The 11249-nt window shown below is 58.2% G+C and carries 7 protein-coding genes and 3 pseudogenes; 7 read left to right on the forward strand and 3 right to left on the reverse strand.

The genetic code is table 11. The features are described from left to right. Nucleotides 1-90 precede the first annotated feature (90 nt). Nucleotides 91-344, forward strand: a pseudogene (locus tag NKH83_RS30540) (transposase); the annotation flags it as partial. 312 nt (nucleotides 345-656) lie between these two features. Here the strand turns inward: NKH83_RS30540 and NKH83_RS30545 are convergent. Continuing rightward, nucleotides 657-1873: pseudogene (locus NKH83_RS30545) on the reverse strand (IS110 family RNA-guided transposase). 258 nt (nucleotides 1874-2131) lie between these two features. Between NKH83_RS30545 and NKH83_RS30550 the strand changes: the two are divergent. After that, nucleotides 2132-2343 (forward strand): annotated as a pseudogene (locus NKH83_RS30550) (transposase); the annotation flags it as partial. A gap of 187 nt (nucleotides 2344-2530) precedes the next feature. On the opposite strand, the gene NKH83_RS30555 reads toward NKH83_RS30550, so the two are convergent. Both NKH83_RS30555 and NKH83_RS30560 read right to left on the reverse strand, forming a co-directional pair. Further along, nucleotides 2531-3484 carry a cupin-like domain-containing protein gene (locus tag NKH83_RS30555; RefSeq protein ID WP_352808781.1) on the reverse strand — a complete coding sequence of 318 codons (954 nt, stop codon included), beginning with the start codon at nucleotides 3482-3484 and terminating at the stop codon, nucleotides 2531-2533. 534 nt (nucleotides 3485-4018) lie between these two features. Next, nucleotides 4019-4492: an Lrp/AsnC family transcriptional regulator gene (locus NKH83_RS30560; protein WP_352808784.1), complete on the reverse strand. Its 474-nt coding sequence runs from the start codon at nucleotides 4490-4492 to the stop codon at nucleotides 4019-4021. A 116-nt stretch (nucleotides 4493-4608) separates the two neighbouring features. Here NKH83_RS30560 and NKH83_RS30565 point away from each other — a divergent pair, with 116 nt between their 5' ends. From NKH83_RS30565 to tnpB, 5 genes are all read left to right on the forward strand, one after another. Further along, nucleotides 4609-7011, forward strand: a complete 2403-nt coding sequence (locus NKH83_RS30565; RefSeq protein WP_352808787.1) for a thiamine pyrophosphate-binding protein — start codon at nucleotides 4609-4611, stop codon at nucleotides 7009-7011. Between the two features lie 1118 nt (nucleotides 7012-8129). Beyond that, on the forward strand, nucleotides 8130-9011 hold the full coding sequence (locus tag NKH83_RS30570) for a GHMP family kinase ATP-binding protein (protein WP_352808790.1): 882 nt from the start codon (nucleotides 8130-8132) through the stop codon (nucleotides 9009-9011). Nucleotides 9012-9030: 19 nt separating this feature from the next. Continuing rightward, entirely contained in the window at nucleotides 9031-10656 is a 1626-nt protein-coding gene (locus NKH83_RS30575; RefSeq protein ID WP_352808792.1) for a pyridoxal-phosphate dependent enzyme, read from the forward strand. 203 nt (nucleotides 10657-10859) lie between these two features. Further along, complete coding sequence (locus NKH83_RS30585) at nucleotides 10860-10985, forward strand: hypothetical protein (RefSeq protein ID WP_352808794.1); 126 nt, start codon at nucleotides 10860-10862, stop codon at nucleotides 10983-10985. Next, entirely contained in the window at nucleotides 10982-11170 is a 189-nt protein-coding gene (gene tnpB / locus NKH83_RS30590; RefSeq protein ID WP_032917824.1) for an IS66 family insertion sequence element accessory protein TnpB, read from the forward strand. Before NKH83_RS30585 ends, tnpB begins: the two co-directional genes overlap by 4 nt. Nucleotides 11171-11249: the final 79 nt, after the last annotated feature.

The raw sequence follows: 11249 nt of genomic DNA on the forward strand, positions 1-11249 counted from the left end.
AGCCGGATATACGTCAGCAGTTGTGACCAACGATCCTGATCCAGCCGACCTATTGCAATCGGGCGGGGTCCATATACGTCCACATATGCCATCGCCCACCTGCTGCGCAACTCCATGGACTTCGTGTCCTGGAAAGACCGCAGGACAGCGCACTCAAGGAAATCTACCGCGCTGTTGATGCCGATGCCGCCGAAAAGGCGCTGGCGGCATTCGAGATCGGCCCCTGGGGCCAGCGGTATCCCGCCATCGGCCAGAGCTGGCTGCGGGCAAGGGGCGAGGTCATTCGATTCTTCGCGTTTCCTGACGACGTTCGTCGGATCATTTACACCACGGATGACATCGACAAGCCTGATTTCGACTTTTTCGATTCCTGTTGCGTTTCTTTGTTCGGCTCAGGTGAGCCTGTTTCTTCGTCCCGGCCCACAGGATTTCCCACGCGAGCGTGTCGAGACGCAGTCAAGGCTGGCCGGTGCGATGGCGGCACGGCCGGCTGCGAGGTTTCCAGGCCACGGCTTGACTGGGTCGAGCACGGCGCCAGTCTGGAGCGGACCGAGGCAGCGGTCGTGCCGGCACATTCCTTATGCTATATTTGTCCGGCACGGACGACCACGAGGCAAAGAGTGGCGCGAGAGGATGAGAGTGCCGCCACGCAGCCGTTATAGTCGTTCCTCCTTTGTGGCGTCCGTGCGCCGCTTCGGCCCGCGTGACCGCCAATGCCGAACCATTAGCTCGTACGCACGCTCGGCATTCTCGGCCGCGGCTTTCTCGCTGTTTCGCAACTCCTTCACGTTGTAGGCGTAAGCCGAACCGCGGCGACCGACACCGCGCTCGCCCGGCGCGCCGGCCTGGAGAGCGAGCTGCCTCTGCTTTGCCGCCACCAGCGCCGGGCGAGCCCAGAAGTAGTCCTGCTCCTTTGTCAGCAGATGCCAGATCAGCACGGCGAGCTTGCGGGCGACCGCCACAGCTGCGACCTGATGACCACGCTTGTTGCGGATGCGTAGGAAGAAGGCCCTGAGCGGTCCGGGCGTCTTCGCCGCCGCCCAGGCGGCCTCGACCAGCATGGCGCGGGCATGGGAACGCCCATGTTTGCTGATCCGGCCATATTGCGCCAAGCCAAGACCGGATTGGCGCACACGCGGATTGAGGCCGAAGTAGCTCACCAGCTTCTGCGGCTCGCGGAACCGCCGGATGTCGCCGACCGCGGCGATGATACCACTCGCGACGATGACATTGACGCCGGTGATCGTCTGAAGCCGCCGGACTTGCGCATCATCAACCGCTTCCCGGGCGATGTCGCGATCGAGGTCGGCCAGATCCTCGGCCAGGCGATCGATCTCGCGGATGTGGCGGGCGATAGCGGCCCGCTCGTCGTCGGGAAGCACCTGCCGCTCGAGCCAGGCGCGACCGCGATTGTTGAATAGATCGGCATGCGGGCACTTCGGCACGAGGTGCGCCTGCACGATGCCATGCACCTCGTTCTTCACGCGCGTGCGATGCCGAACTACCTGGTTGCGCCGCGCGACGAGGCGGCGAAGCCGCTCGTTCCGCTCGTCAGGTACCCAGACCTCCGGCAGAAAGCCGCTGGCATGGAGCTGCGCCAGAACGCCGGCATCGATCTTGTCGGTCTTGATCCTGGCATGGGCGATCGCCTTCACCTGCATCGGGTTGGCGACAATCACCCGGCCGACATAGGCGACAGAACTCGCACCACCGCCATGGCGTTGCCCGTGGCCTCGACGACAACCTCATCCGTCCGTCGCAAACTGCGGCCGAACCCTTCCAGTCCCGAGCGGGTCATGTCGACCCGTCCGTGATGGCGCAGCCGGCCGTCTTCCCAAACCACCACCTCCGCAAAGGTGCGGTGGATGTCCAGCCAATCACACGTCTCATCGGCTCCCTCTCCTCAAACAGTCGGGAGCCGGCGGGTGACGCGACACCTACGGATCCGCGCTCTCGGCGCAACCGGGCAGGTCGCAGGGGCGGCCAGCTACTAACGCGAGCTCGCAGCTCATCGAATACATCGGCCTGCCCGCACTTCGCGTGCTCCCGGTGCCCCTGTCCCGGATGGTCGCACCATACGCCGAAAATCGCTCATCTCCAGCGGGGATCGGATGGCACCGTCATGATCATACCGGTTACGAACTCAATCGAGGCGTTGAACTCGAAACTCAGGCGGGCCGTCAGCGCCATTTCCCCAGCGACGATGCTGCCACCAAGCTGCTCTTTCTGATCTTGAACCGATCGGAGAAAGAGTGGAAAATGCCACCTCGTGAGTGGGCCATGGCCAAGGCCCAGTTCGCTGTCATCTTCGGCGAGCGCTTCATAAGGGCAATGGCGGCATGATGTTCAACCGCCCGCCCGCACACGCAATTCCTGACAGTCCCAGGCTATGCGTCGCGCTGGCCGGGCGATGCGATCATCCGCGTGCGGCTGGCGGAAGTGGCGCAGCTTCGGCCGCCCCATTCGGTTTGCCCAGATAGAGCGCATAGGCTTCATGCCAATCCTTTGCGGTTGTCTGCGACTATCTCTGTCAACTTACATAGCTCAAATATGGGCGGTACAACGGAAACGTAATGCGTTCGGGGATTTTGGCGGTCACTCCCAACGCCGTGATTGCATTGTAGTAAGCAACTTGTGTCGGCATTCCCTTGTCCGCCTGCGCCAACGCATCCAACACGCTCTGTCCCGTGTGAAAATCAATATTGAAGGAAATCGAAGTCGCTAAGCTTCGAACGTGATGGAGGGTCCCGGGCGGCATATACAGCATGTCGCCAGCGCCTACGGTAATCACGATGGGTGTCGCTTGCTCGTACTTCGGGAAACGGACGTAGTCCGGTTGCTCGGGGTCCACATCAAACCACCTCCAGCCGCGGCGTCCACAGAACGTAGCTTGGCTAGGTGGGATAATGGTGAACTGCTTCTCGCCATAGATCTGGAAAAACAGGTTATGACTAAGAAGTGTGTCGAAGTGGAGTGGAGTAACGGTGCCCGCCGGACCCATGAAGAACTGCGAATAGCGCCACCAATGCCGACGATACCAAGGAGTCAGGTAATTTTTAGGAAAAGGCTTGCAGTCATCGGCTAGGCTTTCCACCAAGCCAAGTAGTGGGATGTCGTGGCAGTAGGGAGCTGCTCTTGGGCTTGCTCCATCCTCGTTCGGTAGATGCTCTATGAGGAACTGCGTGTACTCTGAGAGCTTCCATGGAGAGAGCTTAATCTCGCTGCGGTCGAGCGTCTTCACAGGTATAGTAAGTTCTCCGGCGATTCGATTGAAATACTGGGGTGACCAGCGCCGGCAAGCACTCCAAGCCGCGCAGCCGTTACGAAAGAGAACCGGCCGCATCGCATCCCGATAATTGGTCGAAAATTCTCCATCAGATAGATCGTCAACAGTAGGAACTGTAGACCAGCCCGAATCCTCCAGAGGCGACAATGAATAATCATGTTGCGCTTGTGCTGGTGTCCTTAATTTGAGTTCCGTCATTTCTAATGTCCATTCATGTTGTGCATTAATGCATCCAGACGCGAGTTACCAGATCGAGCAATCGACAATTCCGGTGCTAATCCCAGCCCTTCGACGGGTCTTCAAAGCTACACTTTCATCACGGTAGTGCAGTTGCGCGCACGTCCAAATGGTTAGCGGCGCAGTTCTATATAAGTACATTGTGTTCCCGGCCTGCGAGACCCTCGTGATCGCCGACTTCCCGGTATATCCAGCAGCAGGAGTGGGAAAGTCGTAAAGTATCGTTCCCGGATGCTCAACTATCAGTCTGGGTAGGCTTTCAAATACCGTTCGCCGGTTGCTCCGGTTTAGCGCTCCCATGGCTTGGGTGTGGAAGAGCGGCTCAGAGAAGCCGACACCTCTTGCGGCTGACGGCGCGAAGCATACTCGTGTTGCCGATAGTTCAAACGGCGATGGCCAGATTGCGACCTGTAGCAGTGTGCGACCAGTTCCGCCTAAAGTGCCGCAGAGAACCAACACCGGTCTCGACTAGGGTTGGTTCTTGGACATGATCGGTTACACGATACCCGATCCGGAAGACTTCACACGCCTGAGTGAGACGGAGGACTGGATGGACGCGATCCCGGGAATCTTCGTGAGCGTCCCAGTTAGAAACGTTTCGTACTCCTTCAACCCCGGTGTCAAAACTCGAAGGAGGTAGTCGTTGTCGCCCGTCATCAACCAACAGTCGGCAACTTCGGGGTGTTTCTTGATCTCGGCCTCGAAGGCGACGAGCGCGGAGTCAATTTGGCGTTCCAACTTCACCGACATGAAGATAGCGACTGGCAAGCCCAGCTTTTCCTCATCGAGTGTCACAGAGTACCCCGTGATGATCCCCTCGGATTCCAATCGGCGCAGGCGCCGTAGGCATGGGGACGGACTGAGGCCCACCCTTTCGCTCAGCTCCTGGTTCGTCAGTCGGGCATTAACCTGCAATTCCCGCAGCATACTGCGGTCCATCGAATCCACTTTGGCAGATGTCACCTGCATTCCATTCCGTTTGTGGCAGTTTCTGTCGCAAAATATCAATTGGGGAGGGAAATAGCAAGGAAATAGCGACAAAAGCGCGATAAACTACCAAGAAGCACAGCAAGAGAACCCGTGAAATGGCCAAGGCAACCCGTGAGCTCAAACGACTGGAAAGGAAGATTCTATGGCTCGCCTGCTGGATGATCGACCAGGCGAACCGGCGCGAGAAAGTGGATGGCGTCAAGGTTGGTGGCCACCAGGCATCTTCGGCCTCGATGGTGTCGCTGATGACTGCACTATATTTTGATGTGTTGCGGCCGCAGGATCGCGTCGCTGTCAAGCCTCATGCATCACCGGTCTTTCATGCGATCCAATATTTGATGGGCAATCAGACACTTGAGAAGCTGCAGAACTTCCGCGGCTATCACGGTGCTCAGTCATACCCTAGCCGCACGAAGGATGTGGACGATGTCGATTTCTCGACGGGCTCCGTCGGACTCGGTGTCGGGATCACGCCGTTTGCATCATTGATCCAAGACTACATCGCCGCCAAAGGCTGGAGCGCTACCGGTGATAAACCCGGTCGAATGATTGCGCTGGTCGGCGACGCTGAACTCGACGAAGGCAATGTCTACGAGGCGCTGCAGGAAGGATGGAAGCACGACCTGCGCAATTGCTGGTGGATTATTGACTACAACCGCCAGAGTCTCGACGGGGTCGTGCGAGAGGGTCTCTGCGATCGAATAGAGACGGTGTTCAGGGCATTCGGCTGGGATGTCGTCACGCTCAAATACGGCGCGTTGCAGCGTGCTGCCTTCGAAGAGCCCGGCGGCGAGGCGCTCAGAAAATGGATCGACGCCTGCTCGAACCAACTCTATTCGGCGCTATTATTCCAGGGCGGCGCCGCCTGGCGCAAGCGCCTGCTCGACGATCTTGGCGACCAGGGCAATCTAAGTGTGCTGATCGATCGGCGCTCCGATGACGAACTGTCGGAGCTAATGAACAATCTCGGCGGACACTGTCTCGGGACGCTGAGCGAAACCTTCAACGGAATCGATCACGACCGTCCGACCGTCTTCATAGCCTACACCGTAAAGGGTTATGGCACGCCGCTCGCCGGCCACAAAGACAATCATTCTGGGCTGATGACCTCTGCACAGATGCAGGCCTTCCAGGAACAAATGAAGGTCCGCCCGGCCCACGAATGGGAGCGGTTCGAGGGGCTGGACGACTCGGCGATAGAGATACAGGCCTTCCTCGACTCCGTGCCGTTCTTTTCTAAAGGTCACCGACGCTACTGCGCGGGGCGCGTGGACATTCCGCAGACGGTTGCCGTCAGCCCGGCCGTGGTGCGCGAGGAGATCTCGACCCAGGCCGCCTTCGGCCGGGTACTCGATGCGATCGGCAAAACCGACAGCGAACTCGCCGCCCGCATCGTCACGACCTCGCCAGACGTCACGGTTTCGACCAATCTCGGCCCGTGGGTCAATCGCCGCCGGTTGTTCGCGCGTCGGGAGCTTGCTGACGTCTTCCGCGACCAGCGCATCCCCAGCGCCCAAAAGTGGGATTTCTCGCCTGAGGGCCAGCACATCGAGCTGGGCATCGCCGAGATGAATCTGTTCCTGTTGTTGGGCGCGGCTGGGCTTTCCCATTCCCTGTTCGGCGAGCGGCTGCTGCCGATCGGTACGCTCTACGATCCCTTCGTGTCGCGCGGCCTCGATGCCTTGAACTATGCCTGCTACCAAGACGCACGATTCATAGTCGTTGGTACGCCGTCTGGCATCTCGCTTTCGAGTGAGGGCGGTGCCCATCAATCGATCGCGCAGCCGCTGATCGGCATGAGCCAGGACGGGCTTGCAAGCTTTGAGCCGGCCTTCGCCGACGAACTTGCCATCATAATGGCTTGGGCGTTCGAGTACCTGCAGCGCGACGGGGAGCATGATCCCGACGAGCGCACGTGGCTCCGCGACGAGACGGGTGGCTCCGTTTACCTGCGTCTCAGCACGCGTCAGATCGAGCAGCCAGGCCGCAAGCTCAACCCGCTTTTCGCCCAAGAGGTGATCGACGGGGCTACCTGGCTAAGGGAACCAGGGCCTAATGCGGATCTTATCATCGCCTACCAGGGGACGGTCGCGACCGAGGCCATTGCTGCAGCGGGGATGCTAGCCGACCGGCGGCGTGACATCGGCGTCTTGTCAATCACGTCGGCCGATCGCCTGAACGCCGGCTGGCAAGCTGCCCAGCGAGAACGCGACCGCGGCAATCTGCATGCCGTGAGCCATGCTGAGCGCCTGCTTGGCTGCTTGCCGCGGCATTGCAGGATCGTCACCGTCATCGACGGCCACCCGGCGACGCTCTCATGGCTGGGTGGTGTGATAGGCCATAGGACAGTCAGCCTTGGGGTCGAGCATTTCGGCCAGACAGGCACGGTAAGGGATGTCTATCGGCACTACGGGATCGATGCGGGTTCCATCGCCGAGACTGCGGCGTGCCTCACAAGCGGGAGGTCAAATTACGTTAATTCGTTGAGGGCCGGCTAGAATCGCCTTGTTCGAAAGGTCAAGTGGCGCAGTTAACAGCAGGCCGGCGCGGGATCGTGCATATGTTTCGGCATGTGGTCGAGACCGCCGAGCGCGGTCAGCACCCGGTGTGGTCACGCCGGACGATTGGCCGTCGGCTTTTGCAGGTCACTCTACCCCGGGGATTTCATGGTGAGGCTGATCGAGCATTCCGGACGATTGCCTTTGAGAGCGGCAGCATGGATCGATGACATCCGCGTTCAAGATCTGCACCAGCGCAGCCAATTCCTCGCTCGTCGTCTCGGCGGCAGCGAGGCGAATTCCTTGCCACATGAAACGATGCTCCAGTGTTTAGAGGGTGCTCAAGAAACCGCTCCACGGAAACGGCTTAAATCCTAGGAATCGTGCCGTTGGCGACATGCCAGTCCATCAGCTCACGACACAGGCTTAGCGATCGCCAGGTGCATTGCTTACCGAAGCCTTCGTCCGACAAGCCTGGCGCCGTAAACGCGTGCAAACTCGCCGTACGCTCCGTGGACCAGCTTCCGATACAGCTGCTGCGCTGCAGATAGTCCTTGGGTTCATGTGTCCTCTCCTTCGTGTCAATTGCGACGCACTTGTGGAGTCCAACATAGGTGTGGCTTGCTGGATCAGCCGCGACGATCGCAACTCGGAAGGCCCGTCCGTACAAAGTTCGATCGGTCTAGTTCAGTTGCTGTCTGCCTGTGTCTCGATAACTGATCCCGCTAACTGCTTGCGACATTGACCTCAGCCATGGTTACCCCGTGCGGATGCGAAAGAACCGGGGCTTGCCAGGAAAACAACAAAACAACCTGTGCCGACGTGGCAAAGGAATCACGAAAAATCCACCCGCTTTTGAGAGAGTGTCGGGTATCCGACACCCTATGTTCGATTTGTCGAATCCGATACGCGCGGACGTCCCGGCGGCTTCCCACGGGTGGCCTACCTTAGTCATTGAACAACATGCGGAACGTCGCTTCAGACCGTCACGATGCATACTTGGCACATCAATTGCGAAGTCCCTCTTGCAAGGCTCAAGCACCGGCAGCGGCCTTTGCAAGCGGGGCGACAATTGGTTCACCAGCATTTGCAGCCGGCGTAAGTTGAGAGGGTCTGCCATGCGGGCAACAGAAGGGCGCGGTGAGGCTATCGGACACCACGGTGAGCTTATCCAAGGTGTTTTTGAGGACGAGGGCGCTCGGCTGTGCCGTGGGCTAGTTTCATTGCCTTGTCCCCACCTTACATCAAAGGCAGAGTTCCGGGCGGTCAGCGAAGAGGGTGTCTCGGTTGTTCCACGACGTTGTGAAAAGGCAAGGCGTGCTGCGGAGCTCGCGCTCCAGAGGTTCGCAGAAGCTGGAACCGGCGGACAGCTGACGGTTGAGAGCAACATTCCCATCGGGCGGGGCATGGGATCGTCCACTGCCGATGTCCTGGCCAGTATCTTGGCCGTTCTCGACTATCTGGGGATACAGGCATCGCCTGATTGTGTGATGCAACTTGCTGTAAACGCCGAGACGGCATGTGATTCCACCCTGTTTTCCGGGCCGACGGTGCTCTTCGCACATCACGAGGGGACTGTAATAGAGGCCTTCAGAAAATCACTCCCACGGGTTGATCTTGTCAGCATCGATACAGCGCCCGGCAAAGTTGTGGACACCCTCGACTTCGAGCCGGCCCAGTACAATCCTGCCGAGATCGAGTTATTTCGTCCGCTCCGCGCTCTCCTGCGTCATGCAGTTAATGTTAGCGATCTTATCTTGCTAGGGCGCGTCGCTACAGCGAGCACTCGAATAAACGAGAGATTCCTGCCAAAGCCGCGTGTGAATGACATCGAGGCCATTGGCGTTCGTCATGGTGCTTTGGGCGTGCAGGCTGCTCACAGTGGAACTGTAGTCGGGTTGATATTCGATCCTGCGAGCGAAAACAATGCTGAGAGGTTGACGCTGGCAGTACGTGACTTGAGAAACCAGGGCTTTGAGGCCTCTGTCGTGACACAGTAAATCGATCGGAGAGTGGCAAGTGGCTAATTTGATGCGCAACCTTGAGGATTTCGAAAACCCTCGAATCGTCGAATTGAGCAATGGCCTGTATGGCGCCAGCTTCTTCCTTATGAAGCTCCTGCCTGCACGCTTCATGCTGGAACAGGCCGTGGAGCAACAGTTGCTGAATTCGGGCGCTACTCTCTGCGAGACTTCATCTGGGACATTTGGTCTCGCATTGGCCATGCTCGCCGCACAGCATGGTTACAAACTCCTACTCATCAGCGACTGGTCGATCGACCGGCACCTCCAAAGGCGCCTTGCCGAGCTTGGAACAAATGTGGAAATTGTCGAGAATCCTGCCCCCACCGGTGGGTTCCAACAAGCTCGATTAAACAGACTTGGCGAATACTTGAAGAGCATGCCCGACAGCTATTGGCCTTCACAGTATTCCAACGCTAATAATCCGCTCGCCTACGGGAAATTTGCGGAGCTGTTAATTGACAGAGTGGGTAAGATCGACTGCTTGGTGGGTTCCGTTGGATCGGGAGGCTCCATGTGCGGCACCGCCAAATATTTAAGAACTGTGTTTCCCGAGCTGTATACGATCGGTGTTGATACACCGAATTCTGTTCTGTTTGGGCAGCCTACCGGACATTTCGACCTTAGCGGTCTAGGTGGTGAAATTGTCCCTTCCAACGTGGATCACAGACATTTCGATGAGGTTCATTGGCTGACGTCAGGGGAAGTGTTCCATGCAACTCATCAATTACACCGGAACTATGGTATGTTTATGGGCCCCACCAGCGGTGCTGCTTACAAAGTGGCAGACTGGTGGGCACGAAAGAACCCGGGCAGGAAGGTCGTTGCGATCTTTCCTGATGAGGGGCATCGCTACGTCGAAACTGTATATGACAAAGATTGGCTCTTATCAGTACGCGGTTGGTCTGAGCCAAAGCGCGAAGAGCCGCTGGTTGTGAAAGCGCCTACCGAGACGTTAAACGGCTGGTCCTCGTACATCTGGGGCAGGCGGACACTCGAAGATGTCCTTTCTAGCTTCGTTGATCAGCCGCCAAGGAATTCGATCACATCTTCACTGCGATCGACGGGTTTATACGGACCTGATCCGGAGGGGGGATCGGAAAGGGCGACTTTCACCCACCGACAGTGCGGTGCGACGCTAGAGTCTCTATCTCACACCGACTTCGCTGCTGTCTCCCATCTTCAGATTGAGCCCGAGCAGGGACAATTCGTCGATCCCTTGTACGTCGTGTTCTCTGAGCTTCGAAATAGTCCACACCCCGAGCTTGAGCACCCGTTCGCAATTGCAGCGCGGAACGAAATCGTCGGTTTTTTTGTTTTACTTGAAAAGGCAGCGCTACCAGAATGGGCACCGCCAGATGCCGTTACTATGCAGAGCCTTCGTATCGGCAGAAGCTATCAAGGTAATGGATTCGGTAAGGCGGCGATCGCGCTGGCCGCCCAGTGGGTTTCTTCGAACCGAACGCGCGTCAACCGACTCATGCTCGCCGTAAACGTGCGCAATGCAGTAGCTAAACATGCTTATGTAAGCTGCGGCTTTCTGGAGACAGGTGATATCCAATGTGGCTCCTCAGGCTTACAAGACATTCTTGAATATAACATCCGATCTGATCATCGCGTTTGAGTTGTTGAGCAGGCGGCGGCTGAGTGACGTAGTGTCCAATGCCGTGCAGTGACTTCAAGTCGGTGCATTTCGTAAAAACGTCTTGGCAAAGAACATGAGTCCCGCGCGATTGCATCTAATACCAAGAGTCATGGCATTTGACCGATATGGGCCCACTCCCGCATTCCGATTGAAGTGATGGCATCGGGGACTGCGAGGAGTTTGTGCCAAGCCTCGCATGCGGCGTTGATGATAGCATCATAGCAGTCGAAGAGGTGCGGCTGCGGATTCCGCTGACCACGCCGCCGACACTGGCGGCGGCGATGGTGAAGGCGCTGGGCGTTTCATGATCCCGGTTCCGAGCCAGGTGCGCATCTGGTTGGCGGTCGGCCGGACCGATATGCGTCGCGGAATGCAAGGCCTCGCTCTGCAGGTTCAGGAGACGTTGGGCCGGGATCCGCATGCCGGCGATCTTTATGTCTTCCGCGGCCGCAGCGGCAATCTGATCAAGATTATCTGGCATGATGGGCTGTAAGCGCCAAGCTGACCCCATCTGGCGCGGCTTGAGGTGATGAGCGAGACATACTGACACTGAAGCAAGGAGCCGAGGAGCT

Source organism: Mesorhizobium sp. M0909, from assembly GCF_040319515.1.
GTDB lineage: Bacteria > Pseudomonadota > Alphaproteobacteria > Rhizobiales > Rhizobiaceae > Mesorhizobium.

Bases quoted from the DNA above. Each gene is read 5' to 3' on its own strand.
- NKH83_RS30565 (WP_352808787.1), top strand. From the start codon at position 4,609: ATGGCCAAGGCAACCCGTGAGCTCAAACGACTGGAAAGGAAGATTCTA.
- NKH83_RS30560 (WP_352808784.1), bottom strand. From the start codon at position 4,492: ATGCAGGTGACATCTGCCAAAGTGGATTCGATGGACCGCAGTATGCTG.
- NKH83_RS30570 (WP_352808790.1), top strand. From the start codon at position 8,130: ATGCGGGCAACAGAAGGGCGCGGTGAGGCTATCGGACACCACGGTGAG.
- tnpB (WP_032917824.1), top strand. From the start codon at position 10,982: ATGATCCCGGTTCCGAGCCAGGTGCGCATCTGGTTGGCGGTCGGCCGG.
- NKH83_RS30555 (WP_352808781.1), bottom strand. From the start codon at position 3,484: ATGACGGAACTCAAATTAAGGACACCAGCACAAGCGCAACATGATTAT.